This window comes from Acinetobacter sp. 231_lipA (assembly GCF_058243005.1).
This window is the reverse complement of sequence record NZ_JBZAYU010000001.1, coordinates 3,520,413-3,544,396: the sequence shown is the minus strand read 5'-3', so window position 1 is coordinate 3,544,396 and position 23,984 is coordinate 3,520,413. Positions and strand designations below refer to the sequence as shown.

The 23,984-nt window shown below is 40.7% G+C and carries 24 protein-coding genes and 1 pseudogene; 15 read left to right on the top strand and 10 right to left on the bottom strand.

The features are described 5' to 3' along the window. Positions 1 to 46: 46 nt before the first annotated feature. Both AC4CUX_RS17435 and AC4CUX_RS17430 read left to right on the top strand, forming a co-directional pair. Complete coding sequence (locus AC4CUX_RS17435) at positions 47 to 874, top strand: PhzF family phenazine biosynthesis protein (protein ID WP_005401104.1); 828 nt, start codon at positions 47 to 49, stop codon at positions 872 to 874. A gap of 146 nt (positions 875 to 1,020) precedes the next feature. Continuing rightward, entirely contained in the window at positions 1,021 to 3,798 is a 2,778-nt protein-coding gene (locus tag AC4CUX_RS17430) for a M16 family metallopeptidase (RefSeq protein WP_005401105.1), read from the top strand. A gap of 91 nt (positions 3,799 to 3,889) precedes the next feature. Here the strand turns inward: AC4CUX_RS17430 and AC4CUX_RS17425 are convergent, their stop codons facing one another. Further along, entirely contained in the window at positions 3,890 to 4,954 is a 1,065-nt protein-coding gene (locus tag AC4CUX_RS17425; RefSeq protein WP_010326891.1) for an amidohydrolase family protein, read from the bottom strand. A 120-nt stretch (positions 4,955 to 5,074) separates the two neighbouring features. Then, positions 5,075 to 5,470, bottom strand: coding sequence for a DUF3144 domain-containing protein (locus AC4CUX_RS17420; RefSeq protein ID WP_005401107.1), 396 nt, complete (start codon positions 5,468 to 5,470; stop codon positions 5,075 to 5,077). A gap of 114 nt (positions 5,471 to 5,584) precedes the next feature. Between AC4CUX_RS17420 and AC4CUX_RS17415 the strand changes: the two genes are divergently transcribed. Beyond that, positions 5,585 to 6,217: a hypothetical protein gene (locus AC4CUX_RS17415; RefSeq protein WP_005401108.1), complete on the top strand. Its 633-nt coding sequence runs from the start codon at positions 5,585 to 5,587 to the stop codon at positions 6,215 to 6,217. A gap of 70 nt (positions 6,218 to 6,287) precedes the next feature. Here AC4CUX_RS17415 and AC4CUX_RS17410 read toward each other — a convergent pair whose 3' ends face one another. The 3 genes from AC4CUX_RS17410 to AC4CUX_RS17400 all read right to left on the bottom strand — a co-directional run bounded on the left by AC4CUX_RS17410 (position 6,288) and on the right by AC4CUX_RS17400 (position 9,608). Further along, entirely contained in the window at positions 6,288 to 7,607 is a 1,320-nt protein-coding gene (locus tag AC4CUX_RS17410; protein WP_490792633.1) for a CYTH and CHAD domain-containing protein, read from the bottom strand. Positions 7,608 to 7,625: 18 nt separating this feature from the next. Then, positions 7,626 to 7,751 carry a hypothetical protein gene (locus AC4CUX_RS17405; RefSeq protein ID WP_490792582.1) on the bottom strand — a complete coding sequence of 42 codons (126 nt, stop codon included), beginning with the start codon at positions 7,749 to 7,751 and terminating at the stop codon, positions 7,626 to 7,628. A gap of 396 nt (positions 7,752 to 8,147) precedes the next feature. Then, positions 8,148 to 9,608 carry a CYTH domain-containing protein gene (locus tag AC4CUX_RS17400; RefSeq protein WP_005401110.1) on the bottom strand — a complete coding sequence of 487 codons (1,461 nt, stop codon included), beginning with the start codon at positions 9,606 to 9,608 and terminating at the stop codon, positions 8,148 to 8,150. A gap of 286 nt (positions 9,609 to 9,894) precedes the next feature. Here AC4CUX_RS17400 and AC4CUX_RS17395 point away from each other — a divergent pair, with 286 nt between their 5' ends. From AC4CUX_RS17395 to AC4CUX_RS17375, 5 genes are all read left to right on the top strand, one after another. Continuing rightward, positions 9,895 to 10,278, top strand: a complete 384-nt coding sequence (locus AC4CUX_RS17395) for an Mpo1-like protein (protein ID WP_005401111.1) — start codon at positions 9,895 to 9,897, stop codon at positions 10,276 to 10,278. Between the two features lie 521 nt (positions 10,279 to 10,799). Further along, positions 10,800 to 11,420: a thiamine phosphate synthase gene (gene thiE / locus AC4CUX_RS17390; RefSeq protein WP_005401112.1), complete on the top strand. Its 621-nt coding sequence runs from the start codon at positions 10,800 to 10,802 to the stop codon at positions 11,418 to 11,420. Between the two features lie 42 nt (positions 11,421 to 11,462). Continuing rightward, the gene (gene hemL, locus AC4CUX_RS17385; protein WP_005401113.1) at positions 11,463 to 12,761 is read left to right on the top strand and encodes a glutamate-1-semialdehyde 2,1-aminomutase; all 1,299 of its coding nucleotides are present in this window, start codon (positions 11,463 to 11,465) and stop codon (positions 12,759 to 12,761) included. Positions 12,762 to 12,904: 143 nt separating this feature from the next. Further along, entirely contained in the window at positions 12,905 to 13,735 is an 831-nt protein-coding gene (locus AC4CUX_RS17380; protein ID WP_005401114.1) for a hypothetical protein, read from the top strand. A gap of 103 nt (positions 13,736 to 13,838) precedes the next feature. After that, positions 13,839 to 14,165, top strand: coding sequence for a hypothetical protein (locus tag AC4CUX_RS17375; RefSeq protein WP_010326887.1), 327 nt, complete (start codon positions 13,839 to 13,841; stop codon positions 14,163 to 14,165). A 3-nt stretch (positions 14,166 to 14,168) separates the two neighbouring features. On the opposite strand, the gene ruvC is transcribed toward AC4CUX_RS17375, so the two are convergent. Further along, positions 14,169 to 14,714, bottom strand: a complete 546-nt coding sequence (gene ruvC, locus AC4CUX_RS17370; RefSeq protein ID WP_005401116.1) for a crossover junction endodeoxyribonuclease RuvC — start codon at positions 14,712 to 14,714, stop codon at positions 14,169 to 14,171. A gap of 122 nt (positions 14,715 to 14,836) precedes the next feature. On the opposite strand from ruvC, the gene AC4CUX_RS17365 reads away from it, so the two are divergent. Further along, complete coding sequence (locus tag AC4CUX_RS17365) at positions 14,837 to 15,418, top strand: FxsA family protein (RefSeq protein WP_005401117.1); 582 nt, start codon at positions 14,837 to 14,839, stop codon at positions 15,416 to 15,418. 132 nt (positions 15,419 to 15,550) lie between these two features. Then, positions 15,551 to 16,192 (top strand): annotated as a pseudogene (locus tag AC4CUX_RS17360) (LysE family transporter). On the opposite strand, the gene AC4CUX_RS17355 reads toward AC4CUX_RS17360, so the two are convergent. Further along, entirely contained in the window at positions 16,154 to 16,366 is a 213-nt protein-coding gene (locus tag AC4CUX_RS17355; protein ID WP_005401119.1) for a hypothetical protein, read from the bottom strand. The pseudogene AC4CUX_RS17360 and the gene AC4CUX_RS17355 sit on opposite strands and share 39 nt — an antisense overlap. Positions 16,367 to 16,670: 304 nt before the next feature. Between AC4CUX_RS17355 and AC4CUX_RS17350 the strand changes: the two genes are divergently transcribed. After that, positions 16,671 to 16,916, top strand: coding sequence for a hypothetical protein (locus tag AC4CUX_RS17350; protein ID WP_005401120.1), 246 nt, complete (start codon positions 16,671 to 16,673; stop codon positions 16,914 to 16,916). A 95-nt stretch (positions 16,917 to 17,011) separates the two neighbouring features. Here the strand turns inward: AC4CUX_RS17350 and metK are convergent, their stop codons facing one another. Next, positions 17,012 to 18,178: a methionine adenosyltransferase gene (gene metK / locus AC4CUX_RS17345; RefSeq protein WP_004984924.1), complete on the bottom strand. Its 1,167-nt coding sequence runs from the start codon at positions 18,176 to 18,178 to the stop codon at positions 17,012 to 17,014. Positions 18,179 to 18,897: 719 nt separating this feature from the next. On the opposite strand from metK, the gene tkt reads away from it, so the two are divergent. The 4 genes from tkt to AC4CUX_RS17325 all read left to right on the top strand — a co-directional run bounded on the left by tkt (position 18,898) and on the right by AC4CUX_RS17325 (position 22,490). Beyond that, positions 18,898 to 20,886 carry a transketolase gene (tkt, locus tag AC4CUX_RS17340; protein ID WP_005401121.1) on the top strand — a complete coding sequence of 663 codons (1,989 nt, stop codon included), beginning with the start codon at positions 18,898 to 18,900 and terminating at the stop codon, positions 20,884 to 20,886. Between the two features lie 116 nt (positions 20,887 to 21,002). Continuing rightward, positions 21,003 to 21,218, top strand: coding sequence for a hypothetical protein (locus AC4CUX_RS17335; RefSeq protein WP_004696769.1), 216 nt, complete (start codon positions 21,003 to 21,005; stop codon positions 21,216 to 21,218). A gap of 114 nt (positions 21,219 to 21,332) precedes the next feature. After that, complete coding sequence (locus AC4CUX_RS17330) at positions 21,333 to 21,770, top strand: GNAT family N-acetyltransferase (RefSeq protein WP_005401122.1); 438 nt, start codon at positions 21,333 to 21,335, stop codon at positions 21,768 to 21,770. A gap of 123 nt (positions 21,771 to 21,893) precedes the next feature. Next, a complete protein-coding gene (locus AC4CUX_RS17325; RefSeq protein ID WP_005401123.1) occupies positions 21,894 to 22,490 on the top strand; it encodes a YceI family protein in 597 nt (198 codons plus the stop codon). Positions 22,491 to 22,593: 103 nt separating this feature from the next. Here the strand turns inward: AC4CUX_RS17325 and AC4CUX_RS17320 are convergent, their stop codons facing one another. Together AC4CUX_RS17320 and AC4CUX_RS17315 are read right to left on the bottom strand one after the other, a co-directional pair. Next, complete coding sequence (locus tag AC4CUX_RS17320; protein WP_039890422.1) at positions 22,594 to 23,295, bottom strand: glutamine amidotransferase; 702 nt, start codon at positions 23,293 to 23,295, stop codon at positions 22,594 to 22,596. 116 nt (positions 23,296 to 23,411) lie between these two features. Further along, complete coding sequence (locus AC4CUX_RS17315) at positions 23,412 to 23,975, bottom strand: TetR/AcrR family transcriptional regulator (RefSeq protein ID WP_005401125.1); 564 nt, start codon at positions 23,973 to 23,975, stop codon at positions 23,412 to 23,414. Between the last annotated feature and the right edge of the window lie 9 nt (positions 23,976 to 23,984).

The window sequence follows — 23,984 nt, the reverse complement described above, 5'->3', positions numbered from 1 at the left end:
TTACTCAGTTTTTTGCAAAATAAAGCTTCAATTTAGGAGAAAAACGATGAAAATGTATCAAGTCGATGCCTTTACAACTGAATTATTTAAAGGTAATCCTGCCGCTGTGATTGTACGTGATGAATGGTTAGCAGTAGATTTGATGCAGAATATTGCTTTGGAAAATAATTTGGCAGAAACGGCTTTTGTGAAAGTGATTGATGCTGAAAACTATGAAATTCGTTGGTTCACCCCTCAGGTTGAAGTGGACTTTTGCGGGCACGCGACTTTAGCTAGTAGTTTCGTCCTGTTTCGGGATTATACCGATGCTAAACGTATCCAGTTTCATGTAAAAGACTTGGGTGTTTTTATCATTGATCAAGATGCTGATGGCAAGATTCATATGAATTTTCCAATTCGTGCACCGCAAAAGTTAGAAGACTATCCTGCGGAAATTCATGAGTTGGTCGATTGTGAAATTAAAGAAGTCTATTTAAACCCACAGGCTTATATTTTAGTGTGTGAGTCTGAGCAGGCTGTTAAGGATGCCAAACCGAACTTGGACAAAATTCGTCAACTGGCAGAAAAGCATAAAGTCAGTACTGCGATTACCGCTGAAAACTTGGATGTTACCCTGACCTCAACATCTCAAGACTATGACTATATCGCGCGTTATTTCGCACCGCATAAAGGCATCAATGAAGACCCAGTGACAGGCTCCATGCATACAGGTCTTGCACCACTATGGGCGGAGAAGTTGGGTAAAACCTCATTGATTGCCTATCAGGCATCGAGCCGTGGAGGATTGCTTTACTGCGATCTTCAGTCTGAAACACGGATCCAAATCTCAGGCTATGCCAAGTTATATATGACGGCTGAACTTTACTTAGATTAAGTTGTAATTCTTTTAAATTAAAACTGCTGGTGAAAAATAAGCATTGATTAAAATGCTATTTTTCACCAAATTACTATAAAAATAATTTCACTTTCCTCTATGATGTTGAGAATCATTCATATTTTGTCGAATTATTTGGAAAAATAATGTTAATGCGTTTTAAAACATTGAGTTTGTCGGTATTGCTACTTGGCTTTGGGGGCACAGTATGGGCACAACCCGTATTGGTAAAATCGGAACAGAAAATTGAAGAATATAAATTAGATAACGGTTTACGTATTATTCTTGCGCCAAACGATAAAGAAAATAAAGTGTATATGAACATGGTCTATTTGACTGGTTCATTGAACGACCCAAAAGGTAAGGGCGGTTTAGCGCACCTATTGGAACACTTAGCGTTCAAGGGGACTAAAAATGTTCCAGGGGACGAGTTTCAACGCCGTTTAGATCAATACGGTTTAATGAATAATGCCAGCACGGACTATTATTCAACCAAATATATTAATGTGGTTCGTCCTGAACAAAATGCAATTAATGAGCTAATTCATCTTGAAGCAGAGCGTATGGACGGTTTGGTGCTCCAAGAAAAATATGTACCATCTGAAATCGCGATTGTAAAACGCGAGCGTGAAGTCCGTATGGATCAGCCTTTTTCAGTGCTCATGGATCAGATGTGGAAGTCCGCTTATGGTAATCAATATTTAGGGCGTTTACCGATTGGTGATTTAAATGAGTTACAGTCAATCAAAATGGCTGAGCTGAATAAGTTTTATCGTGACTGGTATGCACCGAATAATGCGGTGTTTGTCATTTCGGGCAAGTTTGACCAAGCTGCTGTACTGAAGCAGATAGATGAAAAGTTTAGTGCGATTAAAGCGCGTGCTGTGCCTGCGAAAGTCAAAGTGCCTGTCTTAGATGCCAGTAAGATTAAAGATCGTCAGTTTGTGGTGAAAAAGGGCAGTAACTTAGCCAAATATAATATCTACCTGAATGGTAAAAACGAGAACATTAAGACCGCGTTGGCGGTGTCACCGTATTTATACACCATGCAACCCAGTGGGCATTTGTACCAAAGCATTGTAGAAACGGGAACGGCGACAGCTGTTCAGTCGACCACATGGTTAGACCAAGATTTTAATATGGTGTTTATGGGCGCAGTTTATGCCCCCAACCATGATGTGAAGAAAGTCGAGTCGGCTTTGGTTACTGGTGTAGAAAAAACACCAAGCTTCAATGAGGTTGAGCTCAACCGTGTGAAGAGTATGATTAAAAATGCACAAGAAAGCATGTTCAGCAGTGCAACGGCAGTCGGTGGCATGCTCAGTGACTATGTGGTTTCTGCCAATGGTGATTGGACACAATACTTTAAAGATCAGCAACAATTACAACAGCTCAGCGTTACTGATGTGAACCAACGTTTAGATGACTTTTTAGTGCCTGAGCATCGTATTTCAGGCACTATTTTACCGACCCCAGAAGATCAGAAAAAAGCACTTGAACAAGCGGCAGCAGCGACCCCAGCAAAAACTTTAGACCAACAAGCCGTTGCTGAAGAACCATTGAAAGATGTCAGTGCGTATAAGGCAGAAGTGGCTGGATACGTAAAAAGCTCAAAGCAATATTTAGAAAGTGCTGAAAAACAAATTCAGCGTGGCAAGTTAAAAAATGGTATGCAATATGCGCTGTACCCAAGTACCACGCGTGATGATAAGACTTATGCCACCATTTCGATTGATTTTGGTACTGCAGAAAGTCTGTTTAATAAAGCAGAGTTATTAGATCTTACCTCTTATTTACTGCTCAGAGCTTCAACTCAATATAGTTTGCAAGATATTGCCGATCACTCGATCGATGCGGGTGGTGGAGCAAGTGCCTCAAGTAATGGTAACGGCATCAATATTTCAATCGTGGCAAAGAAAGAAAAGTTTGATGAATTTTTTAACTTCGTGATAGATGTACTTAAAAATCCAACCTTTGAACAAAGCCAGTTTGATTTGATTAAGTCACAAAGCTTAGCAAGTCTAGATCGACCGTATACAGAACCTGAAACTGTAGCAGCTTTAACCATTGCTCGTTTACTTGAAACTTATCCAATAGGGGATATTCGACATCACTTCGAACCTGAATATGTCAAGAAGCAGTATCAGGCCGCAACACAAGCTCAGGTTAAACAGCTGTATCAGCAGTTTTTTGCGATGAATCATGCACAAATTTCGGTAACGGGCGTGATTGATACGAAAAAGATGAAAAAGACTTTAAATCAGGCTTTTGCAAACTGGAATTCGGCAGCGCCTTATCAGCGGATTACTTCTGACTTTACTGCATATAAAGCGCAGCGTGTACATGCACTGTCAGAGCAGCGTGAGTTTGGTAGCTATCAGAGCATTATGACGTTCCCTGTGGGTACATACCACCCAGATGCACCTGCTTTACAGGTACTCGAGCACATTTTAGGTGAGTCGCAGTTATCTTCTCGTTTGGCACAAGAGTTACGTGAAAAGAATGCCTTGGTCTATGGTTTTGGTAGCAGTATTTCGCTGGATGACTGGACGGAGTCAGGAGCGCTGACGATTGATGCGAACTATAGCGCAGGCAAATCGGCTCAAGTGTCTCAGGCGGTCTATAAAGTGTTGAATGAGTTACTGGCAAAAGGCGTTACTGAACAGGAAGTGGAAGCTGCCAAGGCCGATATTTTGAAAAAGCGTGTGACTGCACTTGAAGATAGTCGCAATATCCATCGCATGTTGATTCCTCAAATGAAGCGTAATCGTACTTTACTGGATCGTGAACAACGTGATTTAGCATTGGCAAAAATTGGCAAGGCTGATGTTGATGCAGTGATTCAGAAGTATATTAAGCTGGATCAGTTGGTTGAAGTAATGGCTGACCAATATGGCAAAGCGCAACCAGCGCTGAAAAAGTAAAGATTTCAGTTTTCATCCAAAAAGGACCCCCTCAAAATTGAGGGGTTCTTTTTGTTATAGCTTTTAGGAATTAGTTTTCTTATTTTTTCAATTAAAGCCGATAAAACTGTTTGGCATTGTGATGGAATACGCGTTCTAAAGCATCAGGGTCATAGGCTGCGACGACATCACTAAAGGCATCAATAATATTGATCAATGAGGTACTCACCGAATCCATGGGAAAGTTAGAGGCAAACATCACCCGATAGGTTCCAAAACAGGCGAGAGCATGCGTAATCATGGGGTGTGCAAGGTCAAAGACTTCTTGTTTGGAAGCCAGTCGGCCTTCTTTATGAAAACGATGTCCTAATACAGGCATGAAAAGCCCCGACATTTTGGTATAGACATTTGGATAGCTTGCAAGTTCAGCTAAGTCGTCTTTCCAACGAAAGAAAATATTTTCCCGCGCTGTTTGTGTCATCCCTGTATTTGCACCAATTGGACCAAATAAACCTGCGGGTGTACCTAGATGGTCTAGCACAATGGAAGTTTCAGGGAACTGCTTGGCCAGATAAATCACATCTTCAAGCTGTGTGGAATAAACCCAAGCATCAAAACTCAAGTTGTATTGGGACAGCACTTCGAAGCCTTTGAGAAATTTTTTATTGCGATATAAGTGTGGCTCATCTGTCCACGCATGGATTTGTTTGTCTTCATGAAAAGACGCCATTTTACGAATACCACGAAAGTGTGGTGAAGCTTTATGGTGTAATTTTAGGATCTTTTTAAAGTTACGATCACGTGGATCAGCTGTTGCGACAATGCCACCCAATTTGACCGTATCGGCTCCAAAAGCTAAAGACTCAATAAATTGAGTTTCCTCAACCACACCTTTGCCTTTGCTGTGATGCCAACTGGCTTCTACATGCACTACTTGTTCTACTGTGTATGGGCCAGTATCGCGTTTATAGTCTTGGGGCAAATACGGACGTGTAATATGACGGGTTAGACCGATGGTTTCAATCAGGTCTTTAGGTTTCACTAAACGAACCATTTTGTCCAAAAGCTTAGGATGCTTACCCAATAATTTAACTGCCAAAGCCGCTGCATGTGGCGTGTTATAGGGGTCCCACTGGTGGATGTGTGGATCGATGAGTGCAAAGTCCAAATGCTGCATGTTCTTCCCTAAGTCATATTCCTTAGCGATTACCTTACTGTAAATTGAGGTGTTGCAACATTGTATTTCGTTTCAAATACGACGAAATGAAAAAAGCCTGCAGAAGCAGGCTTTGATTGATCAGTGATCGTGTTTGTGGTCATGCTTGTTGGCATGAAATTCTTCGTTATGACGGAAACGAAGGTAGTTTTCAAACTGTTCACAGTATTCGTCATAGTTGTCTTCAAGCATCATTTGGAACTGCTGCAAAATATAAGACATCACTTGCTCTTTGGCATCACGCATTTCATCGCCATCTTTAAAGTTATTGGCTGCCACCCACGTGTTAAAACGGGCTGTACCAAACAACATCGCAGCACTCACTTGGCCACGTATTTCAGCAGGTTTCACTTGTGAACCTTTTTCAGTGCGACAAAAATCGTTGGCTTGCTTAATAAATTCATCTGCACGTTCAAAAAAAGCAGCATTCAACGCTTCTTCTTCGGTTACATCTGTTGCTTTAATCTTCTGAACCATGAACTTGTCCTAAAATACATAAATAACTCAGACTGCATTATAGGCAAAGCCTTGCAGAAACTAAACCTTTGCCTTAATCTAAAAATAGCCTAAGCAATAAAATAGAGAATATCCATGCAAGACGCGATTGCGGTACAAAGTTTAAAAAGTGATATTGCCTTATTGCGTCAAAACATTTGGCCACCACAAAATTTAACCAATGTTGAAGGCTTACCAATCTATTACGGCACGAAAGCGGAAGTCGAGGACTACTACCGCCAGTGGACGGGTTTGATTGAGCGGGCGCAAGACTTGTTCCAACCCTTTATGGAAGATGAGGTACTGGATGCAATTCATTTACCCAGTCATTTGAACTTACCGCTGTTTTATTTTCACGTCGATCGTATTCGGATTAATAAGACCCGCGCCAAAGAGTCTAAAAGTTTTCGTGGTATTGCAAGTCTAATCGAAAAATGTGGGCAGTTTGAACCAGAACAGGTGCACGCTATGCGCGCTTGGTTGGACAGCGATGATAATGCCGCCTTGGTTGCGCATAGGGAGTTTATTGATCTCAGAACCTACGTCTTTCAACACGGACAGAGTGAATATACCCGTACCCGATTTTATGTAAATGGTATCGTGTTAAGTACTGAAGCACACTTTGAACTGGTCGATGCACGAGACAAACCACGTAAGCAGCGGAGTGATAGCTATAACGACCCCTTAGCAGATAACAATACGTGGAAAGTGTACGGAAAGTATCGTTAACTTAGGTGTAGACAGGGAATTCACCTATAGAAGAACTTTTCGCTACTGATGGATATTTTGATTTAAAAAACTATTTCAACGGTTTGGTTTGACTAAACTGCATCATCTGTTGTTCAACCAATTTGAGCATTCTATTTTTTTCCGCGGCGATCCATCCTGTGGCAAAACTATAAGCGGCTTCTGGTTCAGGGGCTTGTTGAAACAAGGCATCTGCAACCACCAAATCATTATAGTGCCCTAGGCTTTCCTGAACTGCTTTGAGTTTTTTTAAATAGGTTTTTAATGCTTTTGCATCGAGTAAAGACGCCACAAACTCAATGCTATAACGCAGTTGTTTGACTTGTTTACGAACGCGGTGTTTTTCCTCATCTTCAAGCTGGCTAAAGTGCTCGGCATGTGCGCATATTTTATGGTGTAAAGACTGTATCACTTTGAGCGCATGTTTTTTCAGTTTGGTTTTTGAAGGCGAATCTAGTTCTTGCTCTGTAAATAAAATTAATTCAAGCCAAAGTTGCGTCGTTTCTGGTCGTTGGAACAGGGCACAGACATCAGTGATAGCCTCTGTACTTGGTGGAAGATAGTCTAATGGATAACCTGCCTCAATTAGCTGAGGAAGTAAATCCTCGTTCAGCGCATCGATATCACGTGTTCCACCTAAGGCTTGAAAAATAGTGGTGAGTTCCGCTTTCCAGTGTGGTTGAATGTCGTCCGACCATGCAGCAAAACTTTTCAGTGCACTACGCAAGCGGCGAATCGCCACGCGGGCTTGGTGTATATGCTCACTGGAGTACTGCTGTCGAGCAATTGAACTGGCATTGGGAAGTAAGTGCTGTAGGCAATTGGCCAGTATGTTTTGTAGAGCCTCAACTTCGCTTGAACTTCTGTTCAATACAAGAGGTGTTTGATACTGCGCAGGAAAGTAACTTTGCTGACGAACGGCCTGAAGGCCATAGTCTGACTTGCTATGTGTGTCGAGACTCAGTTGGTATTTTTGAATCCAAGCTTGTATAAATGCGATCAGATCTTCTATCGATCCTTGTTTTAATTCAAATTCGATTTCGAAAATATCTACACTGCTTTGTTCTTTAAAAATTTTGCCAATATCGAGAGCAATTTCAACTGTAATACTTCCAACATCCTGCAAAACGCGTAAACGTTGGATCTTGGTTTCAAAGAGCAATTCAAGGGTTGGAAGTGGAAGCCCCAAAGCGCGTTTTAATTTTTTGTAGATAGCGGAATAATCTTTTTTATAGTTATCTAAGTCGAGTGTAGTCGTCTCAGGTGGCTCTATATCAAATTCAAGTTCAAAGCGACCCAATGCTTTTGCGGTATCTACTGCTTTGAAGGTTTGTTTCCATTCATCATTTTCCTGCCGACGTCGAATCGCGATGCAATGCTTAGCAATACTTTAATCCGCTGTATCAAAGTATTGGGCTGCTAAATGAATCGGCTCAGCCTTGAGTAGTGTAAAAGCTTTTTGCAAGGCCTTACGCTTCTTAACTGGAACTTGAAACTTAAACTCAATCTCTTGCATAGCCCTGACTCATGACAACCTAGGTTTTACTATATGCTAAATTGAGTAAAAAAAGACCAGTTTTGAATAGGTATAAGCTAAAAGAGCAGAAATAGTGTGCTAGATGTCACTTTAAAATGAAGATAGTGGTTAGAAATATGCAGAGTTAATAAGTACAGATGGTTACATCGAAGTGATAATAAATCTACATTGAGTAGGAATGTATAGGCTTACTTTTTAAGAATAAAAATGAATATAAAGCCTGTATTGTTCTGATAATAGGCCGTTTTGTCATAGATAAATTAGTGGTTTGAAGAGACCAATCACGATCTTCTATCGCAGTTTTGCGGCTTGTCAGGCTTTGTGGGGGATGATAGCAGTCATGTATTTAACATGACTGCTATCATATACAGAGCGTTATTTTAAGAATTTACGGCTAACTAAGAACTGTTCTGTCGCTTCTAAAAGTTTATCGGCATAAACTTCAAGCTTCGCCGTGAGCCAACCCAAAACAAACCAATCACTGGCTTCAAGTTCCGTTTGTTGAATGTACGCAGCTGAAGTCGCCAAGATTTGATATTCATGTGCGGCTTGTTGGGCATCATTCAACGCTTTACTGTATTTCTGCAAATTTTTTACATCATAAATTGACGTTAAAATAGGAAAACTAAACTTCAATTCCTTAATTTTCTGCGCCAATACATCTAAGCTTTCAAAGTGGCTAATATCTGCAGCATTTAAGCTTTCTTGTAGCTGTCGATATTGGTTTTGCAGGGTATTGTGTGCATAGGTTTTTAAATCCTGCTTTTGTACCTGATCATGTGAACTTAAACTAAAGGTCAATAATTCAAGATAATGATGTACGTTCTGTGTCGATTTAACTAAATTTCCAAGCTTTTCTTGAGCATATAAAATGTCTTTGGCAAGATTTTCAGTAGTGGTTGGGTTTTGAAGAAAAGCGCCTAGGGTACTTTGCATATGCTGCAAATGTTGTAAATGATCAAACTGATGCTTAAATGCAGCAAGTTGCATCGCCCATTTATCAGAAATATTGCTATTCCAGTCCTTAAACAATGCCAAGGTCAGTTGTAAGTGCTCTAAAGCGGTTTGTGCCTGATCAATATGGCTTTGCTCAGCAACACCTGCTGAAATTGCGGCAATATTCGGCAGTAAATGCTGCATTTGCTGACCAATCAACAAACTCAGGTTATGTGCTGCACTTTCTTTTTTCGATAAGACAAACTCTTTTTCAAAACGTGCTGGACTCACTGTTTGCTCAAGTGCCAGTAGATTACCCATTTCGGCTTTGCTGCGGACATCTAACCACAGTTGATACTTCTTCACCCATTCAAAACTAAAGGCCAAAAGTGACTGAACAGAGCCTGATTTGAGTTCGAATTCTACCTCATGGATGGTCTGTTCTCGACCAGATGCACGAACCACTCCAACATCCAAACAGACTTCAATTTCAGCGTCTTCAAACACAATGACGCGATAGGTACGTTGGATGTCCGTTTCAAAGGTGAGTTTTAACGCAGCTGCGTCCACTCCTAAAGCTTGGGTTAAAATCTGTTGAGCCTCTGGAATAGCTTCATAAATGCTTAAGTCCAGTTCAGGAGATGACTCTAACTCACCCAAATGATGATTATGTTCAAAACGGTGTAAATGACTTTTACCTGCGGCTTTGAGTGTTTGAATCCAGCAAGCACCTTCAAGACGCTGACGCAAAGCAGCACCATGTTGGGCCAAGAGGCGATCAGGAGTGTCAAAATACTTGGCTTGAAGTTGAATCGTTTCAGATTTTTTAGGATCTAAAGCTTTAAGAAGGGCGGTACGTCGTGTTTCGCTAATCTGAAATTTTAATTCAATTTCAACCATGAAAGATTCCTAATTTGAGGAGCTAGGTCAGTGCCAAGCCTTTATGTATTGAGATGCATGATCTGTAGTTTGTTTTTATGTGCACTAAAGGCACACCAAGGGACCACTGGATTGTAGCGAAAAAGAGACAGTATGTAAGACTTGACGACACAATAAAACAAAGTTGCAGCATGAGATTGATCAAAAAACAATTCTGTTTTTAGTAGACGCGCGTCCAGAGGCTATTGCACTTTGCAGATTGCATATTTTCAGCTATGTTGGTAAAAAACCATCAGGATGATGACAGATGAATGCTCAGGTTGAACCGAAACAGGAACACGATGCTGAACCTAATTTTCAATTGCCGATTAAGGACTATCACCAGTTTTATCGTTTTTATCTAACAGAGCACCGCAACATCATGAGTCGTCGGCTACACGTCGCGGGCAGTTCAATTGGACTGTACTTTTTCTCTAAAGCCATACTTAAACGCAAGCCGCGTTATTTTATATACGGCTTAGTCTCTGGCTATGCCTGTGCGTGGGTAGGTCATTTTGTTTTTGAAAAAAATAAGCCAGCCAGTTTTAAACAGCCTTTGTATAGTTTTATTTCTGACTGGCGCATGTTTTCCGATGTTTTACGTGGAAATTTAAGCTTACAAGATCGTGCTTTGGATAAAATTCCAAGTTAGTGAAGCACTTTGTGACTTCATTATGAAAGTTTTATGAAAAGCTTGAAACTAACAGTTGCAAAGTATGAGTTAATGTTCTAATAATGAGGTCGTTGATTGTATTTTCATCAAATAATATATAAGTGCTTTGAACTTTAAAGTGCTTTTAGTTTTCCAAGCCTAGAGCGACCTTCTCTAGGCTTTTTTTATGTGGATTTTAAATAATAAAATATGCGGCTTTTTAGCTTTTATGATGTTGTTCAAACACCACTGGTTTAAAAAGCTAAAAAGCCGTATCAGATCGCTGAGTGTCTCTTATTCTTGTTATAAAGTTGTTATTTTTATTTTATTCTTGTTGCTTTCTGTATCCATTAAACTGCGAAAGCGGTGGGGCGACTATCACTGAAAATAGGTATTTTTACATAGCCTGAGCTTGGTCGCGGGATTTTTGTGCAAAGCAAAGCATTTTCAGTTCCAATTCATTAAAGCATCAGTCGCCTTTGGCTTTATAATAGAATGACATAACCCAAAGGTAGAGTTAAATGCGCGGTTTATATTTAATTACAAATGATGATCCTTTAGAGCTACTTTTGGCTAAATTAGAAGGTGCAATGGCAACACGTGAAGTTGCCATTTTGCAGTATCGCCGTAAAAAAGTACCCAAAGAAGAACAGGCTTACGAAGTCGAGTATATGAAAGCGATGTGCGCTGAGTATCGTGTTCCTTTTGTGATCAACGATGACTTAGAAATGGCCGTTAAATACGGTGTTGGTGTACATTTAGGGCAAGGTGATGGCGAAGTTGCCGAAGCTGTTGCACGTCTGCCAAAAGATGCGGTGATTGGTCGTACGTGTTTGAACTCGATTGAGCTGGCTGAAAAGGCGATTGCCGAAGGTGCAACATACGTTGCTTTTGGTGCAATTTACGCAACTGAGACCAAGCCAGAAGCTGGCAATATTGGCTTAGAGACTTTAAAAGAAGCCAAAGCCAAATTGAATGTGCCGATTTGTGCGATTGGTGGCTTAACAGTTGAAAATTCAAGTGAAGTGATCGAAGCTGGTGCCGACCTTTGCGCAGTGATTAGTGATATATTAGGGCTATCAATGTCTGCGATTCCTGATCGTATAGAACAGTGGGCTGATTTATTTGCATCTAAAGCTTAAGCGTTTTTAGATGTTTTTTTATTTTTTGAGTTGAGTAACTACATGAGCTTATCTCCAAAGCAAGAACAATTGTTTAAACAAGCAAGCAAACATATTCCGGGTGGTGTGAACTCACCTGTACGTGCATTTAATAGCGTAGGCGGAACGCCTGTCTTTATTGAAAAGGCGCAAGGTGCATACTTGTACGATGTGGATGGTAAGCGCTATGTAGACTATGTGGGCTCATGGGGACCAATGATTTTAGGTCATGCTCATCCTGAAATTATTAAAGCAGTTCAAAATGCTGCTGTGGATGGTTTAAGCTTCGGTGCGCCTACCGTACATGAAACAACTTTAGCCGACATTATTTGCGAAATTATGCCGTCAATTGAGCTGGTTCGTATGACCAACTCAGGTACTGAAGCAACCATGACAGCCATTCGTCTTGCACGTGGTTATACAGGTCGTGACAAGATTGTAAAATTTGAAGGCTGTTACCACGGTCACTCAGATTCACTGTTGGTCAAAGCAGGTTCAGGTTTGTTAACCAGCGGTGAAGGCGAAGCGACTTCAGCCGGTGTTCCTGCCGATTTTGCCAAACACACACTGACTCTTCCATATAACGATATAGCCACTTTAAAAGAGTGCTTTGCAAAGTTTGGTTCGGAGATTGCAGGGGTGATTGTGGAGCCTGTGGCAGGGAACATGAACCTAGTCAAACCAATCGAAGGCTTCTTACAAGCGATTCGTAATGTATGTGATGAACATGGTTCTGTTTTTATCATTGATGAAGTGATGACTGGTTTCCGTGTTGGATTGGGTGGTGCGCAAGCTCACTATGGCGTGACTCCTGATTTAACCACCTTGGGTAAAATTATTGGTGCAGGCTTACCCGTGGGTGCTTTTGGTGGGAAACGAGAAGTGATGGAGTGTATTGCGCCACTGGGCAAAGTTTACCAAGCTGGAACACTGTCGGGGAATCCACTTGCAATGCGCGCAGGGATTGAGATGTTTAAACACCTGCGCCAAGATGGTTTTTATGAAAAATTGACAGCGCAGCTAGAAAAACTGCTTGTGGGTTTACAAGCCGCAGCTGATGAAGCGGGAATTGCTTTTAAAACGCAACAAGTCGGCGGTATGTTTGGTTTGTACTTTACCGATCAAGAAGACATTACCAGCTTCGACTCAATGCTGAAGTGTGATATCGATGCATTCCGTAAGTTCTTCCACGGTATGTTAGACCGTGGTGTGAACCTTGCGCCATCTGCGTTTGAAGCTGGCTTTATTTCAGCTGCCCATTCTGATGAAGATATAGAATTTACGCTGCAAGCAGCGAAAGAAGTTTTTGCAAGCATGAAGTAAGTATTTGTCCTTGCTAAAAAGCCCATCTCATTTGATGGGCTTTTTTTATGATGGGTATTTTGAATAAAAAATACTATATCTCAAATACTTTGTGTTAATTTTAGGAGTACATGAAAAAAATGAATAATTAAATAAGATGACTTATGATTTTAGATTTTCTTAGAAAGCCTATTCAGCTAAAACATTTTTTGATTTTTATACTATTGTCACCAATCATTATCGTCATTTTGAGCGTTATTGTTAGTGTATTGGAACCAAGTGATATACCGAGCTTAAAAGAACAACCATATGAGTGCGGAAGTTTTGGCGATCAGAAAATGCGTATAGATCGACGATATTTATTTTTTACGAGAGTTGAATATCAAGATGTTAGTTATTGGGAGAAAGGTGCTAGTCAACTACATTATACCAAAGATTGTAATGATCAAATCGGTAACGCCACATTTCTTGTGAAATGGCCAGAAATGCATCCTTCAGAAGGTTTTCGGCTTTCCTCAAATCAACTTAGTGACATTGCTTTCACTGTATCACAACGTGGTGATTGGAAGGATGAGTGGGGAGACGACAAAACGTTTTTTGATTATACGCCTTCATTGAAATTTTATTTAAGTGAACGGATGGGTGCTCGAAAAGATATGAGCATAAGTGAGATTAATTCGGAGAAGAAATTTAATTCACGTTTATCACTTTATGAAATAGATTTGGGAGAGCAAGATAATATTTCTAAAAGAATTTACTGGAAAGAAGAAAACGGGAAAGGCATTAGTGTAGTCATTGCGTGTGATTCATATCCAGATGGCGCTACGGCATGTGAATTAAATAGTCATGTACCAAATTATGGCTTTAACACGAGTAGTTTAGATATAGATTTCCATGCGGAGCTTCTGCCACATTGGGAAAAAATTCAGCGTGATTCTTTAAAATTATTTAATTCTTTTCAGATGGAAGAAAATAAAGTAAATGCTTGCAAGTAAGAATATTGAAATAGCATAAGAACTATTATGTAGTAAGAAAACGCGATATAACGCGATCAAGCCTAAAATTTAAAGACTTCGAATAATGGTAAAAGGAGGAAGAATGGATAAATACTTACTGGTGGCCTTGGTAGTTGGTGCATGCATATTGCTGGTGATTTACACTCAACTTGCACCAGCAGGTGGACAGAAAAATTTTAAACAAATCGTACAGCAGGCATTTGGTCGTTATAAAGTGATCGAAAAAAACTACACCATTATGATTTGTGAGATCAATCACCGCAATGAGCCAGAAGAGTTGGTCTTTATTCGTATCGATCCTGCTCAAAAGAAAAATTTACGCATTTCGGGAAGAATGCTGATAGCAACTTATCCAAAAGCACCGTCGGTACGTGAAATGCGTAAAGACTTTAAAGACTATGTCACTTAACGTTTAGCGTCGACGAGAGCTACTACGGCTGCGTCCGCGCGCCATACCGCCAAGAGCATTGAGTACAGCAAGCTTGGTCATACTGCCTGAAGCATGTGCATGACAAATAGCAGCAGCGAGAGCATCGGCTGCATCTTGCTGTGGTTTGATGCTCAGGTTTAGGAGTCTCATCACCATTATTTGTACTTGTTCTTTGTCCGCAGCGCCATAACCGACCACCGACTGTTTAATCTGACGTGCGGTGTATTCAGCAACTTGTAGGTCAAGGTTGACCAGTGCAGCAATAGCAGCACCACGTGCTTGCCCCAGTTTCAGTGCGGAGTCAGGGTTTTGTGCCATAAATACTTGCTCAACTGCGGCTTCAGTTGGGCCATGAAATTTTACAATACGATCAATCCCTGCAAAAATACGTTTTAGCCGTTCAGGCATATCAGCAGCTTCGGTACGAATGGTGCCAGCATCGACAAAAATTAGTTTTTGACCTTCTTTTTGAATAATACCGTAGCCTGTGAGGCGAGAACCGGGGTCAATACCAATAATTAATGACATGCTTGCCCTTTAAAAAAAAAAATATGCCCATATTGTTACATAAGCGTATCAAAAAAGCTTGATGTAGATTGAGCACTTGATTCTTGCACCTTATTCATTTTGTTGAGATTAGATTAATTTTCATGAAATTATTTCTTTTTATATTAGCTGGTGTCATTCTCGAAGTCTTCGTATGGATTGGCGTGGGCGACCTCGTTGGTAGCATGTGGTACGTGTTCTTCTGGTTTATTGCCGCTTTCTTTATTGGTACGAGCCTGATTCGTAAGTATTCAGCAGGTTTAATGCCACAAATGCAGCAAATGCAAGCGGGCCAGATGGGTGCAGATCCTGCATTAACAAACAATCTGCCAAAAATCATTGCGGGTTTTCTTTTGTTGATTCCTGGCTTGGTGACAGATGTGGTTGCCGTGTTATTGCTTATTCCAGCAGTACAAAAAGCTATGACGGGCGCGCTGATGAACGTGATGATGAAACGTCAGCAAGCGATGATGGAAAAAATGATGGGTGGCATGATGGGGGATATGAATGGCATGGGTGGTGGAGCTCAAGGTCAAAACCCATTTGCAGATATCATGCGCCAGATGCAAGAAATGCAGCAACAGCAGGGCGGTTCAGCTTATCGTGACTCGAGTATTATTGATGGTGAAGCACGAGAAGTCACGCCAGAGGCGAAAAAAATTGAAATGAAAGATGTGAATAAATAATTTCATACCTAATTTTAAAGCCGAGTTCTAACTCGGCTTTTTTTATCTTTATGAAAATGTTTTAAGTGCTTATGATTTAAAATAAATATAACAAACGATATAATTATTTTTTAAAAATTATGCCGCTTTTTTATGTCATTGCTTTTCACGATTTGCGCATTGCATTTTGTTGCGCAGCTAAGTCCCGGTCCTGATGTTTTGCTGATTGCCAAAAGTTCAGCTTCGACTACACAAAAAAACACTTTAAAAACTATTTTAGGTATTTCCGTTGGCATCGTCGTTTGGGTGGTTTTAACCTTGTTAGGTTTTACCGTACTCATCGAAAAAATGCCATGGATTCAACAGGTATTGATGGTGATTGGTGGGGTGTTCCTTGCACGTATGGGGTAGCTGATGTTGAAAGCTGGCCTCAATACAATGCAGCAAGAAGCCTTGCTAGATGATGGTCAAAAACTAACTACACCCAAGGCCAACCATTATTTCATGTCAGGTTTACTGACGAACTTGTCTAACCCGAAAACGCTGATTTATTTCAGTAGTGTGTTTTCACTAGCCTTAAGTTCTAGTGCAAGTCCTTATTTAAAAATGCAACTTGCGGTCATTATTCCAATCCAAACTTTTATGACTTTTGCACTGCTGATGCTGCTTTTATCATTACCTAAAATTAAAGCGGCATATCAGCGTTCAGGAAGTTATATTGACATTTTTTCTGGCGGGTTGTTTCTGATTTTTGCTTTATGGCTTTGGTACGATGCTCTCGCAATCTACATCTAAGTCATTTTTAAGCTCTTTAGATGATGGAGCCTGTTCCAAGCTAGACATTTCATCTTTTTTACTTTGCGCATAGCGGTTGGGCTGCAATGTCGCTTCGGTATTTTCTGAGCCCTTATAGCTACGACTGCGGTTAGCACGTTCGCGTAAACCGCCTTTTTTAATCAACTGAACCATTCTTTCTTCCTCATCATTGCATCTTATTCTAATAAACAATCGCTAGAAAACTAAATGGTTTCGAGCAAATACTTCAAAAACTATTATGTTACAAAATGAAATTGTCATGATTCGGTGTTATAAACAGGAATATGCGTTAAATCAATTGATTAATCTTTCAGTGTAAGCCGTTGCTGACATCACTTCAGGTGAATGGCGCTTGAGTCTCAACAAATACTCACATAAGATAAATGAATCTAACATTCTGTGAGGCAGGGTGATGGACAATAAAAACAAGAAAGGACAAAAACAAGGGGGTAAAGCCATGCTCTATCAATACCACTGCGCATGTTGTGAAACAGTTGTCGCATCAACAGATAAAGACTGTCCAAACTGTGGATCACATAATATTCGAAGTCCTTTTGGATTTTGGATTTTCTGTATTGTTGCATGTCTTGCAGCAGCGATTATCGTTAAATCTGTACAAGTCTATTTGGCCGACCGCAACAGCGAACCCGCTGCCGTGACTTCGCTCTTTGATGTACTCAATCATGACAACAAACCTAAGTAGTGAGGTTCAATGACTTCACGACTGAACTGATGGGCTATTTTCTATCAGTGAAAATAAAAAAACCCGCATTAAGCGGGTTTCTTTTTGGATCAAACTTATAGACCAGCTGAAGCTTTAAGCGCTTCCACTTTGTCTGTTTTTTCCCAAGTAAATGCAGTATCTGAACCTTCACGACCGAAGTGACCATAAGCAGCAGTTTGCTTATACATCGGTTGAATGAGGTCAAGCATACGAGTGATACCGTATGGACGTAAGTCGAAGTGTTCACGGACTAACGCAATGATCAACTCTTCAGATACTTTTGCTGTATTGAAGGTATTGATCGAAATAGACGTTGGCTCAGCCACACCAATGGCATAAGACACTTGAATTTCACATTTGTCTGCAAGACCCGCAGCTACGATATTTTTCGCAACATAACGACCTGCATATGCAGCAGAACGGTCAACCTTAGATGGATCTTTACCGGAGAACGCACCACCACCGTGACGTGCCATACCGCCGTAAGTGTCTACGATGATTTTACGACCTGTTAAACCACAGTCGCCCACTGGACCACCAATCACAAACATCCCTGTTGGGTTGATGTGGAATTTGGTGTCTGCATGGAACATTTCGGCAGGAATCACTTTTTTCACGATTTCTTCAATCACAGCTTCTTTTAAGTTGCTTTGAGAAATTTCAGGATCGTGCTGAGTAGATAATACGACTGCGTCTAAACGAACAGGCATGCCATTTTCATAAGCAAAAGTTACTTGGCTTTTTGCATCTGGGCGTAACCATGGTAAAGCGCCACTGCGACGTAGCTCAGCTTGCTTTTCCATTAAACGGTGTGCATATGAAATTGGAGCAGGCATAAGCACGTCAGTTTCACGGCTTGCATAACCAAACATTAAACCTTGGTCACCTGCACCTTGATCTTCAGGCTTTTGACGGTCAACACCTTGAGCAATCTCTGGTGACTGTTTACCAATCATATTGATCACGGCACATGTTGAACCATCAAAACCAAGGTCAGAATGGTGGTAACCAATGCCATTTACGGTTTGACGAACAATCGCTTCGAAGTCAACATTTGCAGTTGTTGTGATTTCACCTGCAAGTACTACCGCACCCGTTTTTACAAGCGTTTCACAAGCAACCCGCGCATATGGGTCTTCTTTTAAGATCGCATCCAAGATAGCATCACTGATTTGGTCAGCCATTTTATCTGGATGGCCTTCGCTTACAGATTCCGAGGTAAATACAGCGTACTCGCGCATAAGTCCTATCACAGTTAATTTAAAAGACGCAATATGGTACATCGACTTAGCCGTTTGAGCCAGTTCTACACGACCAAAATGACTGAATTTATTTCAATTCAACGACTTTTTATCTGATATAAGCATCTAAAAAATTGATATAGCGTTTATTTTTAGTTCGAAACGACAAAGTAACGGTTCTGATTCAAAGTTTATGGGTGCGTATCATGAGATTTTGTGCTTTGGTTATATCTAATTGTAAAACAATAGTTTGTTTGAGTTTTTTTTGGCTTGGGTGTTAAGTTGGTAAATAAAAAATGCTCAAAATAAGCATCAGAAAATAATCGATAATCTGTAATAATTCATGAATAATTTAAAAAAGTGAATAAAATTCACCATGAATGTTTAATTGTATGTAAAAAATACAAATGTATCTTGTGATGTGTTTGATACTCAAGGATAACGGTTTGTTCTGATTAGTGAATAGGGTGGCCGAGCTTTGTTTTTAAAAGTTGATGATTCTATCGTGTAGAATTTGACCCGGAGAAAAGCGAGAGAGGCATTTCTGAGTGAAATTGTTGTGATTTTAGGCAATGCCCGCATTTATTAGACATTGATGATGAATAAATAGCGAAATATTGTCCATTAGGCTTTACCCATTCCTCTTTTTTTAAGACAATACAGCTATCTTTGAATTCTATTCATCTTACTCTTTAAATCATTTGTTTGGACTCTGACCTATGACAACCCCGCTTAACGAACGCCGTATTGCAAACGCAATTCGTGTATTGGCAATGGATGCTGTGCAAAAAGCAAACTCTGGACATCCAGGTGCGCCAATGGGGATGGCTGATATCGCTGATGTGGTATGGCGTGAGTTTTTCAACCATAACCCGACTAACCCTCAATGGGCGAACCGTGACCGTTTTGTACTATCAAATGGTCATGGCTCTATGTTGCAATATGCGTTATTGCACCTTACGGGCTATGATTTATCAATTGAAGATTTAAAAGCATTCCGTCAACTGCACTCTAAAACGCCAGGTCACCCAGAATTAGGTTATGCACCAGGTATTGAAACGACAACTGGCCCGCTTGGTCAGGGGATTGCAAACGCAGTTGGTTTTGCTCTAGCTGAAAAAACTTTAGCAGCGCAGTTCAACAAAGATGAGATGAGCGTTGTTGACCATTTCACTTACTGTTTCTTAGGTGATGGCTGTTTAATGGAAGGTGTTTCTCACGAAGCATGTTCACTTGCAGGTACACTAGGTTTGGGTAAACTGATTGCTTACTACGATGACAACGGTATTTCGATTGATGGTGAAGTAGAAGGTTGGTTCTCAGACGATACAGAGCAACGTTTCCAATCTTACGGTTGGCAAGTACTTAAAGCTGATGGTCATGATACAGATGCTCTACGTGCTGCAACTTTAGAAGCTAAAGCTGAAACGAAAAAACCAACGATCATCATCTGTAAAACGATTATTGGTCTAGGTTCGCCAAACAAACAAGGTAAAGAAGACTGTCACGGTGCGCCGCTAGGTAATGACGAAATCGCATTAACACGTGAAGCATTGGGCTGGACTGAAGGTCCATTTGAAATTCCTGCTGACGTTTATGCAGCATGGGATGCAAAAGCAAAAGGGACGGCTTCTGAAGCGGCTTGGAATGAATTATTTGCGCAATATGCAGCAAAATATCCAACTGAAGCAGCTGAATTGAAACGTCGCCTTTCAGGTGAATTACCTGCTGAATTCCTTGCTCAAGCAGATGCATTTATCGCAGAAACTAATGCAAAAGCGGAAACCATTGCTACGCGTAAAGCAAGCCAAAACACATTGCAAGCTTTCGGTCCATTATTGCCTGAACTATTAGGCGGTTCTGCGGACTTGGCCGGCTCTAACTTAACACTTTGGAAAGGTTGCCAAGGCGTTCAGGACAATCCAGCAGGTAACTACGTACACTATGGCGTACGTGAGTTTGGTATGACTGCCATTGCAAACGGTGTTGCGCTTCACGGTGGTTTCATTCCTTACGTTGCAACATTCCTTATGTTTATGGAATATGCGCGTAATGCAGTACGTATGTCTGCGTTGATGAAACAACGTGTAATCCATGTATATACACATGACTCAATTGGTTTGGGTGAAGATGGTCCAACGCACCAACCTGTAGAGCAAATTGCGTCTTTACGTGGTACACCAAACTTAAATACTTGGCGTCCATGTGACACAGTTGAAGCAGCTGTGTCTTGGAAATCTGCACTTGTGCGTTCAGAAGGCCCAACAGCGTTGATCTTCTCTCGTCAAAACCTACCATTCCAAACACGTACAGATGCACAAATTGCAAATGTAGCGAAAGGTGGTTATGTATTGGCTGAAGAAAAAGGCGAATTAAAAGCGATTATTATTGCGACGGGTTCTGAAGTATCTTTAGCAATGGAAGCGCATGCACAACTTGAAGGTGTGCGTGTCGTGTCTATGCCATGTGCTGAAGAATTTGTGAAGCAAGATGCAGCGTACCGTGAAGCGGTTCTTCCATCAAACATTCGTGCGCGTGTTGCTGTTGAAGCAGCACATGTAGACTACTGGTGGAAGTTTGTAGGTTTAGACGGTCGTGTAATTGGTATGACGACTTATGGTGAATCTGCACCTGCGAAAGACTTATACCAATACTTCGGTATTACCACTGAAGCAGTTGTTGCTGCGGTAAAAGAATTGACAGCTTAATTTTTAAAAATTGACTGTTTGAAGGACGCTCCAGTTTAGGGGCGTCTTTTATTTTGAATGGCGTATATAATATGCAAGCTGCTGTTGAAGTAGCTGCATAAATTTTAGGTGATGATATGAGCTTGTACGATCAAATTCATGATGAAGTTGTATTGATGGATGCGGGCGAACAGAAGTGGATTGGACCAGATCTACCTTTGGAGGCGATGGTTGCTGTTGAACTGTTATTGCAAGATTTAGCAGAAGATAAGCAAATTAAGATCCGTCGTAAAAACCATGAAAAGCAGACAGGTATGAAGTTAATTGATCGAATTCTGATTGAAAAACTATGATGGTTGTCACGTCTAAAAGAAGCCTTATTGAAGCGATTCAATAAGGCTTTTTCTTTGTAATGATTTCAATTTAAATATAAGCCTTACAAAAATAAATAGTACTTTGAAAACAAAATGGAAGTACCAAATATTCATATTGTGCCACTGACAGAAATCGATCAGTCGATCTGGGCTGTATTATGGCAAGCTTATCAGGTTGATTTATTGCAGCAGATATCTGAAAACACGTGGCATAAATTGACTGATTCTAAGCGTGAGCATATGTATGGTTTTGCTGCACTTATAGCAGGTCGGGTTGTAGGCATTGTGCATGTGATAGAGCATGATAGCTGTTGGACGTTAAAGCCTTATGCCTACTTGCAAGATCTATTTACGCATGAGGACTATCGTGGGCTAGGGGTTGCAAGAGCTTTAATCGAACACGTCAAAATGCATACCGAAAAGCGAGCATGTGATCGGGTTTATTGGCTTACCCATCAGGACAATTTGGTCGCACAGCAACTTTATAATAAAGTCGCGAAGAAGACTGGTTTCATTCAATATCGGGCGTAGGTAAGTTGCTACATTTAAAAACAATTATATCGTTCTAAAGTTGCAACATATCGTTTTATCTTTATAGATGTATTCGTTGTAGAACTCTATAGACTAAGCAGTATTCCAATGTGAGATAAAAACATGAACTTTAAAGCTTTAACAATCGGTTTGGCTGTTGCAACTGCGACTACATTTGCTATGGCGAAACCTGTGGCATATCAAATTGACCCTACACATACAGCAACAGTTTTCACATGGAGTCACTTTGGTTTTTCAACGCCATCTGCAAACTTCAGCGACATTCAGGGTGTGATTAATGTTGATAATGCAAAACCTGCAAATTCATCGGTGAATGTAACGATTCCTTTATCTAGCTTAAACACTAACGTAAAAGCTTTAGATGAACACTTACAAGCGGCTGATTTCTTTGATGCAGCAAAATATCCAACCATCACCTTTAAAAGTACAAAAGTACAGGTTGTAGGCGCGAATAAATACAAAATCACAGGTGATTTAACCATTAAAAATGTGACAAAGCCTGTCGTTTTAGATGCGGTGTTAAATAAACAAGGTGAGCACCCAATGACCAAGGCACAGTCAATTGGTTTCAACGCAACCACTTCATTTGACCGTTCTGCTTTTGGTGTAGGTGCATATGTGCCTAACGTGGGTGATAAAATTACTGTGAATATCACCACTGAAGCATCAGTTCCACAGCCTAAAGCTGTTGCAAAATAAGCCATATCTACCAAAAAAGCACCTCATAGAGGTGCTTTTTTATGTCTGTTGTAAACTTAAAAGTTAGAGCAATAGATACATTGAGCGGATTATGGCTGAATTATTAAACCAAGGTTTTTAAATATGCTGCCAAAACTTGTCCAGAAACATTTTCTAGTTGAGCTGCACAGCGTTGGTTGTCTGCACGCAATGCTGGAATGTTGATGTTCGCTTGACGAAGTTCAGCAGTATGCCCGATTAGCCATTTTTCTAAACCGTCTGCTGCGACTTCAGGATGGAACTGTAAGCCTAGAATAGTTTTGCCTACACGAAAAGCTTGGTTGGGATAAACTTCTGAGCTGGCCAACAGTTCAGCTTGAGCAGGGAGTTCAAAGGTGTCTCCATGCCAATGTAGTACTTCAGTTCCTACCAGTGCTTGTAATGGGTTATGTTCAACGATATTGAGCTGTAACTGACTCCAGCCAATTTCTTTGCTATGACCTGCATATACTTTTGCACCGAGTGCATGTGCAATCAACTGTGCACCTAAGCAAATGCCTAAAGTGGGTAAATTCTTTTCTAAACGAACTTTTAGTAAGTCTATTTCTTGTTGTAAGAAAGGGTAGTCTTCAGTTTCATATACCCCAATTGGCCCACCTAAAATGACGGTTAGACCTGTGTAGTTCAATGCTTTAGCTAAGTCATCTTTGCCGGCTTCAAAATATCGTACCCGATAACCCAATTGATATAACACATCTTCCCATGCACCCAAATCTTCAAAAGCAAGATGCTGAATCGCGTAAATGGTATCGGGTAGTGTCGTCATAGTTGGCTCGTTCACAGGGGTTAAAGAAGTGTAAAAATGTACAGGGAAATGCGTAGAAGTTGAAGGCAATAAATCAGAAAATATGTAGAAAAAAACTATAAATTCAATCCAAGATTTTACTTGAGCTGTAGCATGTTTTTAATCATCCATTTGCTTGAGCTTAAAATTTCTCTTTGTAGATGTTCATCCGCCATGCTGCGCGCCATGACAATTGCACCGACCAGTTGACACAGTACCGCCCAAGCTTGTGTTTCATTGCCTAGATGTTGTGTAAAGAGTGCGTGACCACGAAGCATTTCCTGTTGAAAACACAGTTTTGTTGTTTCACTACTACGTGCTACTTCGGCTGCAAGAGAGGGAATAACACAGCCTTGATCTGGACGTTGCACATGAGACAGCGCTAAATAACGTTCAAGTTCGAAGTCAATCCACTCTTCGAGGTTGTCATGCGGATTGGCTTGCCATGCTTGAAAGCTGTGTTGTAACTCGGACTGGATCAGTGCTTCAAATAATTCATGTTTTGATGAAAAATGCGAATAAAAAGCACCGCTGGTCATTTGAGCCGCTTTCATAAAACCGTCGACACCTGTATTGGCAAAGCCTTGCTTCTTGGCCAGTTGAGCACTGATTTTAAGCAACTCTTGACGTTTTTCTTCTTTATAGCCTGTTTTATAGCGCATAGGGGTTTC

Coding starts and splice junctions, on each gene's coding strand:
- AC4CUX_RS17380 (WP_005401114.1), top strand. CDS start 12,905: ATGATTTTAGATTTTCTTAGAAAGCCTATTCAGCTAAAACATTTTTTG.
- AC4CUX_RS17350 (WP_005401120.1), top strand. CDS start 16,671: ATGCTCTATCAATACCACTGCGCATGTTGTGAAACAGTTGTCGCATCA.
- AC4CUX_RS17400 (WP_005401110.1), bottom strand. CDS start 9,608: ATGGTTGAAATTGAATTAAAATTTCAGATTAGCGAAACACGACGTACC.
- AC4CUX_RS17405 (WP_490792582.1), bottom strand. CDS start 7,751: ATGCAAGAGATTGAGTTTAAGTTTCAAGTTCCAGTTAAGAAGCGTAAG.
- tkt (WP_005401121.1), top strand. CDS start 18,898: ATGACAACCCCGCTTAACGAACGCCGTATTGCAAACGCAATTCGTGTA.
- AC4CUX_RS17315 (WP_005401125.1), bottom strand. CDS start 23,975: ATGCGCTATAAAACAGGCTATAAAGAAGAAAAACGTCAAGAGTTGCTT.
- AC4CUX_RS17415 (WP_005401108.1), top strand. CDS start 5,585: ATGCAAGACGCGATTGCGGTACAAAGTTTAAAAAGTGATATTGCCTTA.
- AC4CUX_RS17375 (WP_010326887.1), top strand. CDS start 13,839: ATGGATAAATACTTACTGGTGGCCTTGGTAGTTGGTGCATGCATATTG.
- metK (WP_004984924.1), bottom strand. CDS start 18,178: ATGCGCGAGTACGCTGTATTTACCTCGGAATCTGTAAGCGAAGGCCAT.
- AC4CUX_RS17430 (WP_005401105.1), top strand. CDS start 1,021: ATGTTAATGCGTTTTAAAACATTGAGTTTGTCGGTATTGCTACTTGGC.
- AC4CUX_RS17330 (WP_005401122.1), top strand. CDS start 21,333: ATGGAAGTACCAAATATTCATATTGTGCCACTGACAGAAATCGATCAG.
- AC4CUX_RS17325 (WP_005401123.1), top strand. CDS start 21,894: ATGAACTTTAAAGCTTTAACAATCGGTTTGGCTGTTGCAACTGCGACT.
- AC4CUX_RS17420 (WP_005401107.1), bottom strand. CDS start 5,470: ATGGTTCAGAAGATTAAAGCAACAGATGTAACCGAAGAAGAAGCGTTG.
- hemL (WP_005401113.1), top strand. CDS start 11,463: ATGAGCTTATCTCCAAAGCAAGAACAATTGTTTAAACAAGCAAGCAAA.
- AC4CUX_RS17355 (WP_005401119.1), bottom strand. CDS start 16,366: ATGGTTCAGTTGATTAAAAAAGGCGGTTTACGCGAACGTGCTAACCGC.
- ruvC (WP_005401116.1), bottom strand. CDS start 14,714: ATGTCATTAATTATTGGTATTGACCCCGGTTCTCGCCTCACAGGCTAC.
- AC4CUX_RS17435 (WP_005401104.1), top strand. CDS start 47: ATGAAAATGTATCAAGTCGATGCCTTTACAACTGAATTATTTAAAGGT.
- thiE (WP_005401112.1), top strand. CDS start 10,800: ATGCGCGGTTTATATTTAATTACAAATGATGATCCTTTAGAGCTACTT.
- AC4CUX_RS17365 (WP_005401117.1), top strand. CDS start 14,837: ATGAAATTATTTCTTTTTATATTAGCTGGTGTCATTCTCGAAGTCTTC.
- AC4CUX_RS17425 (WP_010326891.1), bottom strand. CDS start 4,954: ATGCAGCATTTGGACTTTGCACTCATCGATCCACACATCCACCAGTGG.
- AC4CUX_RS17320 (WP_039890422.1), bottom strand. CDS start 23,295: ATGACGACACTACCCGATACCATTTACGCGATTCAGCATCTTGCTTTT.
- AC4CUX_RS17395 (WP_005401111.1), top strand. CDS start 9,895: ATGAATGCTCAGGTTGAACCGAAACAGGAACACGATGCTGAACCTAAT.
- AC4CUX_RS17335 (WP_004696769.1), top strand. CDS start 21,003: ATGAGCTTGTACGATCAAATTCATGATGAAGTTGTATTGATGGATGCG.